Annotated in this window: 14 protein-coding genes and 1 pseudogene; 8 read left to right on the top strand and 7 right to left on the bottom strand. The window is 67.8% G+C overall.

The window, feature by feature from the left end; translation table 11 throughout:
• Window positions 1-32 precede the first annotated feature (32 nt).
• Entirely contained in the window at window positions 33-818 is a 786-nt protein-coding gene (locus QJR12_RS06980) for a hypothetical protein (RefSeq protein ID WP_300580125.1), read from the bottom strand.
• Window positions 819-907: 89 nt separating this feature from the next.
• Here QJR12_RS06980 and QJR12_RS06975 point away from each other — a divergent pair, with 89 nt between their 5' ends.
• On the top strand, window positions 908-1,429 hold the full coding sequence (locus QJR12_RS06975) for a MarR family winged helix-turn-helix transcriptional regulator (protein ID WP_300580123.1): 522 nt from the start codon (window positions 908-910) through the stop codon (window positions 1,427-1,429).
• On the opposite strand, the gene QJR12_RS06970 is transcribed toward QJR12_RS06975, so the two are convergent.
• Genes QJR12_RS06970 through QJR12_RS06960 form a run of 3 tightly spaced genes read right to left on the bottom strand, consistent with a single transcriptional unit; the run spans window position 1,413 to window position 4,863 of the window.
• Entirely contained in the window at window positions 1,413-2,252 is an 840-nt protein-coding gene (locus tag QJR12_RS06970; protein WP_300580471.1) for a transglutaminase family protein, read from the bottom strand. The two genes, QJR12_RS06975 and QJR12_RS06970, sit on opposite strands and share 17 nt — an antisense overlap.
• Window positions 2,252-3,229 carry an alpha-E domain-containing protein gene (locus QJR12_RS06965; protein WP_300580122.1) on the bottom strand — a complete coding sequence of 326 codons (978 nt, stop codon included), beginning with the start codon at window positions 3,227-3,229 and terminating at the stop codon, window positions 2,252-2,254. The genes QJR12_RS06970 and QJR12_RS06965 overlap by 1 nt, the downstream gene beginning before the upstream one ends.
• Window positions 3,229-4,863, bottom strand: coding sequence for a circularly permuted type 2 ATP-grasp protein (locus QJR12_RS06960; RefSeq protein ID WP_300580120.1), 1,635 nt, complete (start codon window positions 4,861-4,863; stop codon window positions 3,229-3,231). The genes QJR12_RS06965 and QJR12_RS06960 overlap by 1 nt, the downstream gene beginning before the upstream one ends.
• A 178-nt stretch (window positions 4,864-5,041) precedes the next feature.
• On the opposite strand from QJR12_RS06960, the gene rpsT reads away from it, so the two are divergent.
• Window positions 5,042-5,302 carry a 30S ribosomal protein S20 gene (gene rpsT, locus QJR12_RS06955; RefSeq protein ID WP_300580119.1) on the top strand — a complete coding sequence of 87 codons (261 nt, stop codon included), beginning with the start codon at window positions 5,042-5,044 and terminating at the stop codon, window positions 5,300-5,302.
• A 36-nt stretch (window positions 5,303-5,338) separates the two neighbouring features.
• Here the strand turns inward: rpsT and holA are convergent, their stop codons facing one another.
• The 3 genes from holA to QJR12_RS06940 all read right to left on the bottom strand — a co-directional run bounded on the left by holA (window position 5,339) and on the right by QJR12_RS06940 (window position 8,788).
• Window positions 5,339-6,310, bottom strand: coding sequence for a DNA polymerase III subunit delta (gene holA / locus QJR12_RS06950; RefSeq protein WP_300580117.1), 972 nt, complete (start codon window positions 6,308-6,310; stop codon window positions 5,339-5,341).
• Window positions 6,311-6,344: 34 nt separating this feature from the next.
• Window positions 6,345-7,865, bottom strand: coding sequence for a ComEC/Rec2 family competence protein (locus tag QJR12_RS06945; protein WP_300580468.1), 1,521 nt, complete (start codon window positions 7,863-7,865; stop codon window positions 6,345-6,347).
• A 71-nt stretch (window positions 7,866-7,936) separates the two neighbouring features.
• Window positions 7,937-8,788, bottom strand: coding sequence for a ComEA family DNA-binding protein (locus tag QJR12_RS06940; RefSeq protein ID WP_300580116.1), 852 nt, complete (start codon window positions 8,786-8,788; stop codon window positions 7,937-7,939).
• A 166-nt stretch (window positions 8,789-8,954) separates the two neighbouring features.
• Here QJR12_RS06940 and QJR12_RS06935 point away from each other — a divergent pair.
• The 6 genes and pseudogenes from QJR12_RS06935 (at window position 8,955) to QJR12_RS06910 (ending at window position 17,140) form a co-directional block, all read left to right on the top strand.
• Window positions 8,955-9,545 (top strand): annotated as a pseudogene (locus tag QJR12_RS06935) (IS607 family transposase).
• On the top strand, window positions 9,542-11,194 hold the full coding sequence (gene tnpB / locus QJR12_RS06930) for an IS607 family element RNA-guided endonuclease TnpB (RefSeq protein ID WP_300580115.1): 1,653 nt from the start codon (window positions 9,542-9,544) through the stop codon (window positions 11,192-11,194). Before QJR12_RS06935 ends, tnpB begins: the two are co-directional and overlap by 4 nt.
• A 93-nt stretch (window positions 11,195-11,287) precedes the next feature.
• A complete protein-coding gene (locus QJR12_RS06925) occupies window positions 11,288-12,448 on the top strand; it encodes an acyl-CoA dehydrogenase family protein (protein ID WP_300580114.1) in 1,161 nt (386 codons plus the stop codon).
• A 9-nt stretch (window positions 12,449-12,457) separates the two neighbouring features.
• Window positions 12,458-13,564 carry an acyl-CoA dehydrogenase family protein gene (locus QJR12_RS06920; protein ID WP_300580113.1) on the top strand — a complete coding sequence of 369 codons (1,107 nt, stop codon included), beginning with the start codon at window positions 12,458-12,460 and terminating at the stop codon, window positions 13,562-13,564.
• A gap of 280 nt (window positions 13,565-13,844) precedes the next feature.
• Window positions 13,845-14,264 carry an MmpS family transport accessory protein gene (locus tag QJR12_RS06915; RefSeq protein WP_300580466.1) on the top strand — a complete coding sequence of 140 codons (420 nt, stop codon included), beginning with the start codon at window positions 13,845-13,847 and terminating at the stop codon, window positions 14,262-14,264.
• Entirely contained in the window at window positions 14,261-17,140 is a 2,880-nt protein-coding gene (locus QJR12_RS06910) for an MMPL family transporter (RefSeq protein ID WP_300580111.1), read from the top strand. The genes QJR12_RS06915 and QJR12_RS06910 overlap by 4 nt, the downstream gene beginning before the upstream one ends.
• The last annotated feature ends 27 nt before the right edge of the window (window positions 17,141-17,167 follow it).

The following is a 17,167-nucleotide window of genomic DNA, read 5'->3' as shown; positions in this document are numbered from 1 at the left end:
GCCAATTCGGGCAGCGTCCCAGCGGTTTTAGCTTATCCGGCCATCGGGTCGCCGGGATCAGCCTCGGGGCCACCGTTTGCAGCCGCGCTCATTAGCGGCCCGACCGCATCTCCGGACCGGCGCCCCTTCCAAATGTCCGTGCGACGCAGGGGCAATAATGCCCCGGCCACCAGCAACCACAGCAACGCCACAATCCGGGCGATCGGCAGGATCGGCCCCAGTCCCGGCCAGACCAGCACCAGCGTCGTCAATTCGGCGAGGGCGGCAGTCGCCAGCCCGACCCAGGCCAGCGGTCTGGGCAGTAACCCCAGGATCAGGCCGGGCACCGCCATCCCGGCCACCAGCAGACCGAGGGGCACGATGTGACCCGGGCCGCCAACCAGAAAGACCAGCAGGTAGACGGCGCCAACCAGCGCGGTGTCGGCGCTGACTTCGGGGCGCGAGAGCGTCCAGGCCACCAACCCTGCCAGACCCAACGCGCCGGCCGCCAGGGTGCCGCCGACCAGCGCAATCGTCGCCCCGGGCGCGGTCACCCCCAGCCGTCGCAACCGGGAGCTGGCCGTCGCTGCGTAGATCGCCAACGGCACCGACGCCGCAAACACCGCCACCGCGATCACGTGCACCGCCGCCGGCTGGGCGCGGACATAGCCCTGGACCGCGGAAACAGGTCCATAGGGCAAAGGCATCACGCCGCCCAGTCCGACCCCGATGCCCACGCCTCCGAAGAGCAGCGCCAGGCAGATCGCGGCGAGCAGCACCAGCGGCGGTCCTGTTTGCCTGCGGGCGCTTCCATTTCTATCAGTCAGTAAATCGTTCATAAAGTGAACGGTATACCTCGGATCGCGGCGCTTGCAAGAGATGATTCGATTCATAATAGGAATTATTTGTCAGGGCTATGATGTAGGGCGTGTCCTCAGCCCGGACTGCCGACCACAGCGATGGCGTGGCCTTTTTATTGGCTCAGCTCGGTCATCACGCCACGACGCTGTTCGCCGAGCAGATGGCCACGGTTGAGCTGACCCCGGCGCACGCGGGAATCCTGCGTGTCATTGCCGCCGAGCCCGGCAGCAGCCAACAGGCCCTCAGCATGCAGTTGGGCATGCTGCCCAGCCGGATGGTCGCCTATGTCGACGAGCTCGAGGAACGCGGCTACGTCGAGCGACGGCGCAACCCCGACGATCGCCGACTGCACGCCCTATACCTCACCGCGGCCGGGAAAAAGCTGCTGCGCAAGGTTTCCGAGCTTGCCCGCCACCATGAGCGCCGGCTCACCGCGGGACTCGACGCCGAGCAGCGCGACACACTGCGCGACCTGCTCGCCACGGTGGCGGCCCAGCAGGGTCTGAGGCCACATGTTCACCCTGGTTACCGCACTTTGGCCCGATTGCCCGCCTCTCCCTCACAAGCGGCGGCTAAGCCAGCCGAGTGATCTCCACGACCACGTCGAGGTCGCTCGATCCCTCCCCGGAATAGATCCCCTTCAGCGGGGGCACATCAGCGTAGTCTCGGCCGCTGCCCACACTGACGTATTGCTCGTTGATTTCGGCGTCATTGGTGGGGTCGTAGTCCCACCAGGCGCCGGTCCACACTCGGACCCACGCGTGGGTCTGCCCGTCGACGGTCTTCCCGATTGCCGCGTCGCGTTCCGGATGCAGGTACCCCGACACGTACCGCCCGGGAATTCCCATGCTGCGCAACACCATCAGTGACAGGTGGGCGAAGTCCTGGCAGACACCCTTGCCTTCACGCAGTGCATCCAGGCCCGATGAATGCACGCCGGTACAACCCGGATCGTACTCGAGTTCATCACGCACCCACTGCGCCGCGGCGGTGACGGCTTCGGCCGGCTCATGGGATCGGGCGAGGCGCCGGCCCACCGCGGCGATGCGTTTGTTGATCGGGGCGTAAGCCGTTGCGACGAGCACTTCGTAAAAGCGATCGAGTACCGCCTCGTCCTGCAGATCCGTCCAGGTCACCGTCGCCGCCGGCGGCTCCGGCCGGTCGGTCTCGACAACCGATGACGACGTCACCTCCAGTTGGGTGTGCGGGGCGTGCAAGTCGAAAGCGGTAACCGCGGTCCCCCAGTAATCGATGTAACGGTGGGTTCGGGTGGCCGGCAGCGTCTCGACACGGTTGAGAATGACGTTTTGGCGCGAATCCGACTGCGGCGTCAGCCGAGCCTCGTTAAAGGAAGCCGTCACCGCCGATTTGTAGGCATATCCGGTGGAATGCACCACCCGCATCCGCCACATCACGGCTTTTCCGGTTTGACGGCCGACGTGCCGTTGTGACCAGCGCCCGACCACGCCACCCACGGCGCAGCGTGAAAGTACTGTACCGCCAAGGCGTCTCCCACATCACGACAGGCTTTTTGCAAGCCGGCCAACCGGGTTTCCAGGGACTCGAGCAGCGCCCCGGGCTGCAGGAATTCCAGTTCGCTGCGCGCTCGGCCCAGCAGTCGCTGCGCTTCCGCGGTCGCGCCGACCCGGCTGTGCGGGTGATGTTGCAATTCGTCGAGGTTATGCTCGGCCACCTTCAGCGAGTAGAAGATCGAGCGCGGGAACAACCGGTCCAGCAGCATGAACTCCACCACCCGATTGGCGTCCAGCACCCCGCGGTAGGTACGCAGGTAGGTGTCATGCGCGCCGGCGGAACGCAACACCGTCACCCATGCCGGCGAGGACGCGCTGTCGCCGACCCTCGACAACAACAGCCGCACCGTCATATCGACACGCTCGATCGCGCGGCCCAGCACCATGAAACGGTAGCCGTCGTCACGCGATAGCGTCGAGTCCGCCAGGCCGGCGAACATCGCGGCCCGGCCCTCGATGAACGTCAAAAAGTCGTGCGGCCCGAAGCGTTTGGCGGCCCGCTCGCGTTCGGGGAGGGCGTTGTAGGTGGTGTTGAGGCACTCCCAGATCTCAGTAGAGGTCACTTCCCTTGCCGATCTTGCATTTTCACGTGCAGCCGAGATCGCGTCAACGATGGAGCAGCCACCCCGCGCCCCGCGGCTGAAGGCCACCAGCTCGGTCAGCGACCAGACATCCAGCTCGCGCTCGGGCGGCTCGATACCCAGCACGTGCAGCAGGACCCGGGAGGCGTGGTCGGGATCCACGCTGGAGTCTTCGAGCAACTGGTGCACGCCCACGTCGAGAATGCGGGCGGTGTCATCGGCGCGCTCCACGTAACGACCGATCCAATACAGCGCCTCCGCGTTGCGGGCCAACATCAGCGCAGAACCGCCTGTTGCTGCTGCTGTGGTTGCTGCGCGGAACCGTTCCCGGATTCGCCGGCCGGCACCGGTTTAGGCAGCGACCGCACGATCTCGGCGGCGCCCAGCTCCCGGTCGACCGCCGAAGCGCGTGACGCCAGCACCCAGGTGTCCTTGGAGCCGCCACCCTGACTGGAGTTGACGACTCGCGATCCTTCCGCCAGCGCCACCCGGGTCAGGCCGCCCGGCAGCACCCATACCTGCTCGCCGTCGTTGACCGCGAAGGGCCGCAAATCGACGTAGCGCGGCGCCAGGGTGTTTCCAACGCGGGTGGGCACGGTGGATAGCTGCATGATCGGTTGCGCGATCCACCGTCGCGGAGCGTCGCGGATGCGTTTGCTGACGGCGGCGAGTTCTTTTTCGGAGGCATCCGGTCCGAACACGATGCCGTACCCGCCGGATCCCTCAACCGGTTTGATCACCAGTTCGCCGATCCGGTCGAGCACTTCTGCACGTTCGTCGTCCAGCCAGCACCGCAGGGTCTCCACGTTGGCCAGCAGCGGCTTCTCGCCGAGGTAGTACTCGATGATGATCGGCACGTAGGTGTAGACGAGCTTGTCATCCCCGACGCCGTTGCCGACGGCATTGGAGATGACGACGTTTCCCGCGCGGGCGGCGTTGAGCAGGCCGGCCACCCCGAGCACCGACTCCGCACGAAACTGCAGCGGGTCCAGAAAAGCGTCGTCGATGCGCCGGTAGATGACATCGACCTGGCGTTCCCCCTCGGTGGTGCGCATGTACACCTGGTTGTCCCGGCAGAACAGATCACGGCCCTCGACCAACTCCACACCCATCTGGCGGGCCAGCAGCGAATGCTCGAAATACGCCGAATTGGCCACCCCCGGGGTGAGGACCACCACCGTCGGGTCGGCCTCGTTGGTGGCCGCGGAGTTGCGCAACGCCCGCAGCAGGTGCGCCGAGTAGTCGTCGACGGCACGCACCCGATGGGTGGCGAACAGGTTCGGAAAGACCCGGGCCATGGTGCGCCGGTTCTCCATCACATAAGACACCCCCGACGGGGACCGCAGGTTATCCTCCAGCACCCGGAAGTTGCCCCGCTCGTCGCGGATCAGGTCGATGCCGGCGACGTGGATGCGCACCCCGTTGGGTGGAACGATGCCCGCGGCCTGCCGGTAGAAATGTTCGCAGGAGGTCACCAACCGGCGTGGAATCACGCCGTCGCGCAGAATTTCCTGCTCGCCGTAGATGTCGCCGAGGAAGCACTCCAGGGCCCTGACACGCTGGGTGATGCCGCGCTCCAGCCGGCTCCACTCCGCGGCCGAGAGGACCCGGGGCACCAGGTCGAGCGGAAACGGCCGCTCCTGGCCGGAGAGCGAGAACGTGATGCCCTGGTCGATGAAGGCACGGCCCAGCGCCTCGGCCCGGGCCTCCAGTTCGGATACCTCCGACGGCGCAAGCTCGGCGTAAATGCCTTTATACGGGCCGCGGACGTTGCCCTGCGCGTCGAACATCTCATCGAAGGCGGCGGCGTACGGGCCCGGCCGGTGGTACCCGTCGAAGATGCGCTCGTAGCGCCCGGGCCCGGTGCGCGACCGCCCGCCAGTCTCGACGCACAGGGTTCCAGCGGCCACCGTCATATGCTGCCCCATGCGCCATTTCCGCAGGCCAGTACGGTGTGCTTTGAGAAAAAACGTAACGCACTGCTAACCTGGGCAGTCGCCGCTCGGTGTCGCACGCCGAGGGAACCGGCTGTGCACCCGTCGGGGACACCACCCAACCAACACCGGATCGACGAAGGAAACTAAACGCGTGGCCAACGTCAAGTCGCAGATCAAGCGCAACCGGACCAACGAGCGCCGGCGGCTGCGCAACAAGTCGGTGAAGTCGTCGGTTCGTACGGCCATCCGGAAGTTCCGCGAAGCCGCCGGCGCCGGCGAGAAGGAGAAGGCCGCGGAGTTGCTGGTGGCGGCCAGCCGCAAACTGGACAAGGCGGCCAGCAAGGGTGTGATCCACAAAAACCAAGCGGCCAACAAAAAGTCGGCGCTGGCGCGGGCGTTCAACAAGCTCTGAGACGCCATCGCCCGGTCGCGTGCCCCTTTCGCCCCTTCAGCGCCGGGGACCGGCCGCCAGCTCGGCGACCTTCCGGACCGCGGCTTCCAGCGCGTAGTCGGCGTCGACCGCCGCCCCCTTGACGTCGGCGTTGAGCGTCGCCACCACCCTCATCGCGGTCGCCACCGAGTCGCGCGACCAGCGCCGGGCCTGCCGCTGGACTTTCTGCACCCGCCAGGGCGGCATCCCGAGCTCGGCCGCCAGCCGGTGGGGATCGCCGGACAGCGGGCCCACCCGGCCGATGGCGTGCACCGCCTCGGCGAGCGCGTCGGCCAGGACGACGCGCGGTTCGCCGCGCATCATCGCCCACCGCAGCGCTTCCGTGGCTCCCTCGACGTCACCGACCACCGCCTTGTCGGCGATGTCGAACCCTTTGACCTCCGCCTTGCCGCTGTGATAGCGGCGCACCGCGGTCACGTCGACGTGGCCGGCGGTATCGGCGGCCAATTGGGAGCAGGCCGAGGCCAGTTCACGCACGTCGGAGCCGACGGCGTCCAGCAGCGCCGTCACGGTGTCCTCATCGACCCGCACCCCCAGCGACCGGAACTCCCCGCGGACGAATTCCGCGCGTTCACTGGCCTTGCCGATCCGCGCACACCGATGCACCCGGGCGCCGAGCGCGCGCAACTCGTCGACCAGCGCTTTGGCGCGCCCGCTTCCCGAGTGCAGCACCACCAGCACGGTGCCGGGCGGGATCTCCGCGGCCGCCGAGACGATCAACTTCGCCGCGTCCTTGCCCGCCTCCTCGGCTGCTTCCAGGACGACGACCCGCTCATCGGCAAACAATGACCCGCTCAACAGTTCGGCGAGCTCATAGGTGTCCACCTCGCCGGCCCGCACCCGGCTCACCGGCACGGCGTCGGTGCCGGCGTGTCGCCGCGCGGCCGCCAGCACGCCCGTCACGGCGCGCTCCACCAGCAATTCCTCCTCGCCGAGGACCACGTGCAGCGGCGAAACCTCGTGGCTCATCTCACGATGGTGTCACGGGCGATCGACCGATCGATTAAAAGGATCCGCTCGTCGGCGCCAGCAGCCCCGACAGCGACCAGGACACCACGCACGCCAGGCCCACCACCACGACCCAGCCCGTCACCGCCCGACACCATCGCCACCGCCACAACGCAACGATCAGCGCGGCGGCCGAGCCCACCCCAAAGACACCGGGCGGGCCCGAGGGAACGGGCACGCTGGCCGCGGGCACGCTTGCCGACCAGTGCGCGACGGCCGACACCCACCACAGTTCGGGACCGGTGAAACGGATCAGCAGATGCGCGCCCACGGGCCAGCATACGCACAGCGCCGCCGCTGCGCTGCCCAACACGGTGATCGGAGCGATCACCGTCGCCGCCGCCAGGTTGGCGGCGGCGGCCACCAGGCTGAGTCGTCCGGAGATCCCGGCGACCAGGGGCGCGGTCACCAGCTGCGCCGCCCACGCGATAGCCAGCGCATCGGCCAGTGGCTTGGGCCAGCCGTGTGCCACCAGCCGCCGAGACCAGATCGGAGCGATGACGACCAGCGCGGCCGTCGCCACCACCGAAAGCGCGAAGCCGACGTCGACGGCCAACTGGGGCGCCACCGCCAGCAGCCCCAACACCGTGGCGGACAGCGCCGGAACAGCCTGCCGGCGCCGCGACGACACCACCCCCAGCAGCGCGATGGCGCCCATCACGGCGGCCCGCAGAACGCTGGCCGTCGGCTGCACGACGACGACGAAAACCGTCAACGCCGCCGCGGCCAGCCCCACGGCCGCGCGCGGTCCGAGCCACCGGGCCGAAAACAGCGCCGCCCCGCACACGATCGTGACGTTGGCCCCCGATACCGCGGTCAAATGCGTAAGACCCGCGACCCGGAATTCGCGCCGGGTCACGGCGGTGACCGCCGAGGTGTCACCGAGGACCAGGGCGGGCAGCAGCGCGGCCCGGTCCGCCGGCAGCGCATCACGGGCGGCCGCGGCAAACCGGCCGCGGACCGCGTGCGCCGCCCGGGACACCGCTCCGGCGCGGCCGAAGGTCGGCTCACCCGTCGCGTTGAGCACCGCGATCGTCAGGTCATGGCGGGCCGGGGGGGTTATCCGGGCCCGGAATTCCGCGGGCCGGCCCGCCATGAGCTCACCGAAATCCAGTGCGCGCGCGAACACCACGACCCGCCCGGAGATCTGCTGCGCGCCGACACGCTGCAGCGTCGCCGGGAACACGACCCGCCCGCCGCCCACCGAGACGGCGTTTTCCCTCGGGGTGACTGTCACCCGGACGACGGTTCCGAACGCCGCGGTGACCGCGTGATCCCGCACCGCGTCGGTGCGCAGCGCGATCGCGACCCCAAAGCCCGCACCCACGGCCCCGATGCCCAGCAGGCCCGCGCCGACGGCCCGCATCCGCGGGCGCCGCCGGTCCGCGCGCCACAGCAGCACGCCGCAGGCGCCGGCCAGCAGCACACCCAGCACCGCGACCGCCCAGCCCACCGGCCACACGGTCCCGGCCGCGGTGACTGCCCAGCCGGTCAGCGCGGCAGGAACCAGCCGCACATCCAGGCGCGCGGGTACCGGAGTGCCGCCCACGGGGTCGGACACGGGTAACGTCCCCGGGGCCAGGTGATTCAGACACGCACGTGCGGACGCAGCTTTTCCAGGCGCCCCGGACCGATGCCGTCCACGTCGGCGAGCTGATCGACACTGGTGAACTTGCCGTGGGCGTCCCGCCACGCCACGATCGCGGCCGCGGTGATCGGACCGACGCCGGGCAGGGTGTCCAGCTGCTGCACCGTGGCCGTGTTGAGGTCGATCACCTCACCGGGCTTCGGTGCGGGCGATCCCGCCGCCCGTCCGGGCGCGGGCGGGGTCCCGGCGGTGGCCGACCCCCCGGTTACCGAGCTGCCCAGCACTTTCGGCTGCCCGGGGGCGGCGGCGAGCCCCACCACGATCTGCTCGCCGTCACCGAGCTGGCGGGCCATGTTCAGCCCGACGGTGTCGGCACCGTCGATGGTGCCGCCGGCTGCGGCGAGCGCGTCGGCGATCCGCGAACCGGGCGCCAACGTGACCAGCCCGGGTTTGCGCACCAGGCCGACCACGCTGACCACCACGGGCTGGTCGGGGCGGGCCGACGGGCTCGCGGCCGGACCGCGGGTCGCCGACGAGACCATGTCCACGGGAGGAAGCTTGGCCGAGGCGACCGGTGCGGGCCGCTGGCGCACCACCGTGAACACGGTGACCAGCACCGCGAGAGCGGCAACCCCCGCCAAGGCGATAACACCCGCGCGGCCGGGATCGGCGCGGACCTTGGCGAGCCAGCCCGGGCTCGAGTCTGCCTCGGGCAGCCACCGCGGCAGCAACGAGTCGGGGTCATCGTCCGCGGCGCTCTCCTGCGGCGGATCCGCAAGCGCACGCATCTCAGCATCCGGCTGGGCGCCGAGCCGTCGGTGTAGCCGCTCGACGGGCAGTTCTGGTCGCATGCGCCAACCGTATAAGCGCCAACCGCCGCACCGGCCAAAAAAGCAGCCCGTCAGCGCCGGGTTGTGGACCAACCCGGCGCTGTGCACAGATCGGCGGCACCCTAGGGTGCGAACTGTTGCGTGTTGAGTGCAGTTGAGTGTGCGTAAGTGTGTTTGGATTGGCGTTGTGAATCTGGCGGTGTGGGCCGAATCGGTTGGAGTGAACCGGCATACGGCTTATCGCTGGTTTTCGGGAGGGAACACTGCCGGTGCCCGCGGAGCGGGTGGGCCGGCTGATTCTGGTGCGCGCGACCCCGCCCGGCGAAAGCGCGCCGGGCGGCGTGGTGATCTATGCCCGGGTGTCCAGCCATGATCAGCGCGCCGATCTGGATCGCCAGGTGGCCCGGCTGACGGCGTGGGCGACCGAGCAGGATCTGACGGTACGGCAGGTCGTTGTCGAGGTCGGGTCGGGCCTGAACGGTAAACGCCCGAAGCTGCGCCGGATCTTATCTTGTCGGACCCGGATGCGAAGGTCATTGTTGTGGAGCATCCTGACCGGTTGGCCCGTTTCGGGGTGGAGCACCTGAAGGCGGTGTTGGCTGCGCAGGGCCGCCGGATCGTGGTGGCCGATCCCGGTGAGACGATCGATGATCTGGTGCGCGACATGATCGAAGTCCTCACGTCGATGTGCGCACGGCTGTATGGGCGGCGCGGGGCGCGAAACCGGGCGATGCGGGCGCTGGCTGCAGCTAAACGTGAACCAGGGAAGACCGCATGATCGTCGGGATGCGCACCAGGGCGCAGGCCGCGAGGGTGGCCGCGGCCACCGGTGGAGCGCATCTGGCGGGTAAGCCCAACCCCGATGGCACGCCGAGGTTGTCGCGGTATGTCGATGTGGGCGCCGATTTCGGGGCGCAGCGCAGCGCGGTGGAGTCGGTGTCGGTGCTGTTCGACCTTTATGACGGCGACGCCGCGGGCTACGCCCAGACGGGTTCACCCGGCGCGCCGTTGCACACCGGGTGGGCGGTGACGGCAGCGAAGTTCGAGGTCGAATGGCCCACAGAGCCGGAGCGGGCGGGGTTGGTGCGCTCGCATTTCGGGGCGCGACGCAAAGCGTTCAACTGGGGCTTGGCGAAAGTGAAAGCCGACCTGGACGCCAAAGCTGTTGATCCCGGCCACGCGTCGATCGGTTGGGATCTGGGTTCGCTGCGGTGGGCGTGGAACCGCGCTAAGGGTGAGGTGGCGCCGTGGTGGGCCGCCAATTCCAAAGAGGCCTACTCCTCGGGGCTGGCTGATCTGGCGCGGGCCCTGGATAACTGGTCGGCCAGCCGCAACGGCACCCGGCGGGGTCGCCGTGTGGGGTTTCCGCGGTTCACATCCGCGCGCCGCGACGCTGGCCGGGTGCGGTTCACCACCGGAGCGATGCGGGTGGAGGCCGATCGGCGCACCATCACCGTGCCCGTGATCGGGCCGCTGCGCTCCAAGGAGAACACCCGCCGGGTGCAGCGGCATGTCGCCTCGGGGCGGGCCCGCATCCTGAACATGACGCTCTCGCAGCGTTGGGGCCGGTTGTTCGTCTCGATCGGCTACGCGCTGCGCACACCGGCCACCGCGCGCACGGTCGCCGCGCCGACCGCGCGCGCCGGGGTTGATCTCGGGGTGCGCACGTTGGCCACCGTCGCCGTCCTCGACACCGCCACCGGTGAAGAGTCGATCGTCGAATACCCGAATCCGGCCCCGCTGAAAGCCACCCTGGCGGCGCGGCGGCGGGCCGGGCGTGAACTTTCCCGCCGCACCCCCGGCTCCCGCGGCCACCGGGCAGCGAAAGCCAAGCTGTCCCGGCTGGATCGCCGGTGCGTGCACCTGCGGCGGGACGCCGCCCACCAGCTCACCACCGAGCTGGCGGGCAGCTATGGCCACATCGTGATCGAAGACCTCGACGTGGCCGCCATGAAACGCAGCATAGGGCGGCGTGCCTACCGGCGCGCCGTCTCCGACGCGGCGATGGGTCCGATACGGCCGATGCTGGCCTACAAGACCGCCCGCTCTGGCGTGGTGCTCACCGTGGCGGATCGCTGGTTCCCGTCCAGCCAGATCCATCACGGCTGCACCACACCGGACGGCTCGCCGTGTCGGCTGATCGGCAAAGGGCGCATCGACAAATCGCTGGTGTGTCCGCGCACCGGCGAAGTCGTCGACCGTGATCGCAACGCCGCGCTTAATCTCCGTGACTGGCCGGAATACGCCAGTTGTGGTCCAGTCGGGACCACGGCCCCATCGGTACCCGGGCCAACCACACCGGTTGGTACAGGCCATGGCGCGGACACCGGAACATCCGGTGCCGGCGGAGCATCCATAAGACCCCGCCCGCGCGGGGCCGGAAGCGGAGAGGCCAAAACCCAAACCCCGCACGGGGACGCCGCATGAGCGTGTGCAACTCAAACACACTCAACGGCAACGGTGCGAACCAGGCGGCCCCCACCGCCCCTACCGCCCCCGCCGCCCAGCCAGGAGACCGGCATGCAACTCGCTCTGACAGCCGAGGAAGCCGCATTCCGCGACGAGCTTCGCGCCTTCTACACCACCAAGATCCCCGCGGACATCCGCGAACGAACCCGCCTGGGCCTGCCGCCGAGCCGCGAAGACATCATCACCAGTCAGAAGATCCTCAACGATCACGGGCTCGCGGTGCCGAATTGGCCCGTGGAGTGGGGCGGCAGGGACTGGACACCCACCCAGCACCAAATCTGGCTTGACGAGATGCAGCTGGCGTCCGTGCCCGAGCCGCTGAACTTCAACACCAAGATGGTCGGTCCGGTGATCGCCGAATTCGGTTCCCCGGAGCTCAAGCAGCGGTTCCTGCCACCGACTGCGAGCCTTGACATCTGGTGGTGCCAAGGGTTTTCCGAGCCCGATGCCGGCTCTGATCTGGCATCGCTGCGCACCACCGCCGTGCGCGACGGCGACAGCTACATCGTCAATGGCCAGAAGACGTGGACAACATTGGCCCAGTATGCGGATTGGATCTTCTGCCTGGTGCGCACCGATCCCGGGGCGCCCAAACGGCAAGCCGGCATTTCGTTTCTGCTGATCGACATGGCCTCGCCGGGCATCACGCTGCGGCCGATCACGTTGATCGACTGCGGCCACGAGGTCAACGAGGTGTTCTTCTCCGACGTCCGGGTGCCCGCGGACCAACGTGTCGGGGAGGAAAACCGCGGCTGGACCTACGCGAAGTTCCTGCTGGGCAACGAGCGCACCGGCATCGCCGGGGTGGGGCGCACCCAGGTGCGCCTCGCGGCGGTGAAACAGCACGCGGCCGAAACCGGCATGCTCGACGATCCGCTGTTTGCGGCCCGGATCGCAGAAGTCGAAAACGAGTTGCTGGCACTGCAACTCACGCAGATGCGGGTAGCATCGAGCTCCGCGCACGGTAAACCCAATCCGGCTTCGTCGGTGCTCAAGCTGCGCGGCAGCCAATTGCAGCAGGCGGCCACCGAACTGCTCGTCGAGCTTGCCGGCCCGGACGCATTGCCGGTCGACGCCGGCGAGGACATCGCGTCGCCGCTATGGGCGCAGCGCAGCGGACCGCAATACCTGAACTACCGCAAGACCTCGATCTACGGCGGCAGCAACGAAGTGCAGCGCGCCATCATCGCGTCCACAATTCTGGGATTGTGAAGGTATGCCATGGACTTTCAGTTGAGCGACGAGCAAATTTTGCTGCAGGACACCACCCGAGATTTGCTGTCGCGCAGCTATAGCCCCGAAACCCGCACCGCGATCGTCGACACCGATCCCGGTTTTAGCCGCGAGGTGTGGCAGCGGCTCGCCGAGGCCGGAATCCTCGGGCTGGGCTTCGAGCCCGGCGAGGCCGGCCAGATCGAGATCATGGTGGTGCTCATCGAGATCGGGCGGCGACTGGCGCCCGAACCCGTCGTGCACGCCGCGCTGGGTCCCGGCGCGCTCATCGCCGAGCGCGGGACCGCCGCCCAGCGGCGGTTACTCGACGACGTCGCCACGGGCCGGCGGCTGCTGGCTTTCGCCCATCTCGAGCCCGGGATGCGGTCCGCGTCCGCTCCGGTCACGACCAGCGCGGTTGTACGGGCGGGTTCTTGGCTTTTGAGCGGGCGAAAAAACCCGGTGCTCGCCGGCGGCTCGGCTGACACCCTGGTGGTCAGCGCCGCTTTGCCCGACGGCGGGACCGGGTTATTTCTGGTCAGCGCCGAGGCCGTTTCCCGGCGCGGATACCGGACGTTCGACGGGCAGCGCGCCGCCCAGATCGACCTCGACCAGACTCCCGCCGAGCCGCTGGGCGCCGGCGACGACGCGTCCGGCGCCATCCGCGACGCGACCATCCGCTTCCACTCCGCCCTATGCGCCGAAGCCGTCGGCGCGATGACGGAAGCGCTGCGGCTCACCACCGATTACCTGAAGACCCGCAAGCAGTTCGGGGTCACGCTGAACAAGTTCCAGACATTGACCCAGCGGGCCGCCGACATGTATGTCTCGCTGGAATTGGCCCGCAGCATGAACCTTTACGCCGCGATGTCGATCGCCGAGGGCAACCTGGATCCGGTGATCGCCGCCCGGGCCAACCTGCAGATCGGCCGGTCCGGACGGCACATCGCCCAGGAAGCGATCCAGTTGCACGGCGGGATCGGCATGACCGCGGAGTATCCGGTCGGCCATTACGCGGCCCGGCTCACCGCGATCGAACGCACCCTCGGGGCCCCCAATGACCAGTTGCGGGTCCTGGCCGACCACGTCGGCGACTACGACGTTGTCAGGCTCTAGCGCCGCCCGGTCCCCTCGGCCCACCGCCATGAACGCTGCCGTTCCGTATGATCTACGATACTTAGTCGCACAAAGGTTCCCTCGGACGTGACAGGCGGCGCAGGAGGGGTTCCCTCGGACGTGAGAGGCGGCGCAGGAGCGCGTTTCCGACAGCATTCGGGCCGGTCCCGCGGAACCCTCGGGCGGGCGTCCTGCGCAGGCGGCTCAATCCAGGGCTTGGCACCCGAATGGCGACCACGTATCGGAAGGCGGTTACGTGAGAGCGATTTCACTGACCACGATGGTCAAACGGGCATGGATACCGCTGGTCCTGGCGGTGGTATTGGCGTTTTCAGGGTTGGTCGTTGAGCGGCTGCACAGGATCTTCGGCTCGCAGGACCTCAACGCCGCCGCCGGCGCCGGCATCGAGATCGTGCAGTTCAACCCGAAAATTGTGACCTACGAGGTGTTCGGCTCCCCGGGAAGCACCGCGAACATCAACTACTGGGACGCCGAGGCCAACACCAACCAAGTCAACGCGGCGGCCCTGCCGTGGTCCTACACGATATCGACGACCCTGCCCGCGGTGGCCGCCAACATCATGGCGCAGGGCACCGGTGATCATATCGGCTGCCGCATCACCGTGGACGGCGTCCTGCGGGAGGAAAAGCACGCCGAGGGCCTTAACGCCCAAACCTTCTGCCTGGTGAAGTCCGCATGACAACCCGCAGCGGCGCGCCCGCCAAGCGGCCCGTCATCGCGCACACGATCCGGCTGTTGGCGGTGCCCGTCATCGTGTTCTGGGTCCTTTTGACCGTCGTCGTGAACACCGTCGTGCCGACGTTGGAGGTCGTGGGCGAGGCGCATTCGGCGCCGATGGCCCCCATGGAGGCGCCGTCCATGCAGGCGATGATGCGCCTCGGCCACAATTTCAAGGAGTTCGACTCCAACAGCACGATCATGATCGTCGTGGAGGGTCAGCAGCCCCTCGGCGACGCCGCCCACCGCTACTACGACGAGATCATTCGCCGACTGCGTCAAGACCCCCAACACATCCAGCACATTCAGGACTTCTGGAGCGACCGGCTGACGGCGGCCGGAGTGCAGAGCCCCGACGGCAAGGGCGCCTACGTGATGCTGAATCTCGCCGGTAACCAAGGCACCACGTTGGCCAACGAATCCGTGGAAGCGGTCCGCAAGGTGGTGGAGCACACCCCCGCGCCGCCGGGAGTGAGGGCCTACGTCACCGGCCCGGCGGCGCTGTCCGATGACATGCACGTGATCGGCAACGCCAGCCTGGCGAAGATCACGCTGTTTACCCTCGCGGCGATCGCGATCATGTTGTTCCTGGTGTACCGCTCGATCATCACCACCGTGGTGCAGCTTTTCATGACCGGGATCGCGTTGGCCTCCTCCCGGGGTGTCGTCGCGGTGCTGGCCTACCACGACGTGTTCGGGCTCACCACGTTTGCGGCCAACATTTTGACGATGCTGGCGATCGCCGCCGGCACCGATTACGGGATATTCCTCATCGGCCGCTACCAGGAGGCGCGGGGGGCCGGGGAAAATCCGGAGGAGGCCTACTACACGACTTTCCGCGGGGTCGCCCCGGTGGTGCTGGGCTCTGGTTTGACCATCGCCGGGGCGACGTACTGCCTCAGCTTTGCCCGGCTGCCCTGGTTCCACACCATGGGAGCCCCGGCGGGGATCGGGATGCTGGTGGTGGTGGCGGCCGGACTCACCCTCGGGCCGGCCGTGGTGGCCGTGGGCGGCCGTCTCGGTCTTTTCGAGTCCAAGCGCGCCGCGCGGCGCCGGCTGTGGCGCCGGGTCGGCACCGCGGTGGTGCGGTGGCCCGCGCCGGTCCTGGCCGTCAGCGCCGCGGTCGTGCTGATCGGCATGCTCGGCCTTCCCGGATACACGACGAGCTACAACGACCGCTACTACCTGCCCGCCAGGGCGCCGGCGAATGTCGGGTACGCGGCCGCGGACCGGCATTTCTCCCAGGCCAGGATGAACCCCGACATGCTGATGGTCGAGGCCGACCACGATATGCGTAATCCGGCCGACATGCTCGTCTTGGACCGGGTGGCCAAAAACCTCATCCGGGTCGTGGGTATCGCTATGGTGCAAGACATTACCCGGCCGCTGGGAATTCCGATCCAGCATAGTTCGATACCGTTCCAGAACAGCATGCAAGGCCAGACGACCATGCAGAATATGGCGTTTCTGAAAGACCGCATGGCCGATATCTTGAAGATGGCGGATGCGCAGCAAGTCACGATCAATTACCTCGAGCGGCTGTATGACGTTACCCGACAGCTGGCCGACAACACCCACGACATGGCCCGTATCACCGAAGAAATGACGGCTATCAACGACGCGTTACGCGACCACATCGCAGATTTCGACGACGTCTGGCGGCCGCTTCGCAGCTACTTCTATTGGGAGAAGCACTGTTTCGACATTCCGCTGTGCTGGTCGTTCAGATCCATCTTCGACGCCCTCGACGGCATCGACCAGCTGGCCGAAAAGCTGCACGCCCTCTCCAAAGACACCAAGATCATGGACGTGCTCACCCACGAGATGGCCTCGCTGCTGCCGCCCCAGATCGAATCGATGAAAACCACCCGGGCGTTGACGCTGACCATGCACAGCACCTTCCAGGCGATGATCAACCAGATGGAGGCCATGAACAACACCGCGATCGTCATGGGGCAAAGTTTCGACACCTCCAAAAACGACGACTTCTTCTACCTGCCGCCGGAGGCCTTCGATAACCACGACTTTCAGATCGGCCTGAAAATGTTCTTGTCGCCCGACGGCAAGTCGGCGCGCTTTTTCATCACCCATCAGGGTGATCCCATGACCCCGGAGGGAATTTCGCGCGTCGACGCGGAGCGAACGGCGGCCCAGGAGGGCCTGAAGCAATCCTCGCTGTCCAATGCCCGGGTCTATCTCGGGGGGACCGCCGCGACGTTCAAGGACATGCACGACGGCGCCAAATACGACCTGATGATCGCGGTGGTGTCCTCGCTGACGCTGATCTTCATGATCATGCTGCTGCTCACCCGCAGCCTGGTCGCCGCGCTGGTGATCGTCGGCACCGCGGCCAGCTCGATCGCGGCCTCCTTCGGGCTGTCCGTGCTCATCTGGCAAGACCTGTTCGGCATCCACGTGCACTGGGTGGTGGCGGCGCTGTCGGTGATCATCCTGCTGGCCGTGGGATCCGACTACAACCTGCTGCTGGTGTCCCGGTTCAAAGAGGAGATCCACGCCGGGCTGAAAACCGGGACCATCCGGTCGATGGCCGGCACCGGCGGGGTGGTGACGGCGGCGGGCTTGGTCTTCGCCTTCACCATGGCGGCCATGCTCGGCAGCGATCTGCGGGTTATCGGTCAGTTCGGCTCCACGGTCTGCATCGGCCTGCTGCTGGACACGCTGGTGGTGCGCACCCTGCTGATGCCCTCCATCGCCACGCTGCTGGGACGCTGGTTCTGGTGGCCGCAAGTGGTCCACCCACGCGGGATCGACAACGTGCGGCGCCGGGAGCGTCTCACCGAAGACACCGCGCCGCTGGCTGTTTCGGCATCGCGATAGCGGCCGAGGGCGGCCACGCACCGCCGG

It is taken from the genome of Mycobacterium sp. (genome assembly GCF_029961025.1).
Taxonomy (GTDB): domain Bacteria; phylum Actinomycetota; class Actinomycetes; order Mycobacteriales; family Mycobacteriaceae; genus Mycobacterium.
This window is presented reverse-complemented; position numbering and strand designations above follow the sequence as displayed.

Coding starts and splice junctions, on each gene's coding strand:
- QJR12_RS06980 (WP_300580125.1), bottom strand. CDS start 818: ATGAACGATTTACTGACTGATAGAAATGGAAGCGCCCGCAGGCAAACA.
- QJR12_RS06970 (WP_300580471.1), bottom strand. CDS start 2,252: ATGTGGCGGATGCGGGTGGTGCATTCCACCGGATATGCCTACAAATCG.
- QJR12_RS06965 (WP_300580122.1), bottom strand. CDS start 3,229: ATGTTGGCCCGCAACGCGGAGGCGCTGTATTGGATCGGTCGTTACGTG.
- holA (WP_300580117.1), bottom strand. CDS start 6,310: ATGAGCCACGAGGTTTCGCCGCTGCACGTGGTCCTCGGCGAGGAGGAA.
- QJR12_RS06940 (WP_300580116.1), bottom strand. CDS start 8,788: ATGCGACCAGAACTGCCCGTCGAGCGGCTACACCGACGGCTCGGCGCC.
- tnpB (WP_300580115.1), top strand. CDS start 9,542: ATGATCGTCGGGATGCGCACCAGGGCGCAGGCCGCGAGGGTGGCCGCG.
- QJR12_RS06925 (WP_300580114.1), top strand. CDS start 11,288: ATGCAACTCGCTCTGACAGCCGAGGAAGCCGCATTCCGCGACGAGCTT.
- QJR12_RS06920 (WP_300580113.1), top strand. CDS start 12,458: ATGGACTTTCAGTTGAGCGACGAGCAAATTTTGCTGCAGGACACCACC.
- QJR12_RS06915 (WP_300580466.1), top strand. CDS start 13,845: ATGGTCAAACGGGCATGGATACCGCTGGTCCTGGCGGTGGTATTGGCG.
- QJR12_RS06910 (WP_300580111.1), top strand. CDS start 14,261: ATGACAACCCGCAGCGGCGCGCCCGCCAAGCGGCCCGTCATCGCGCAC.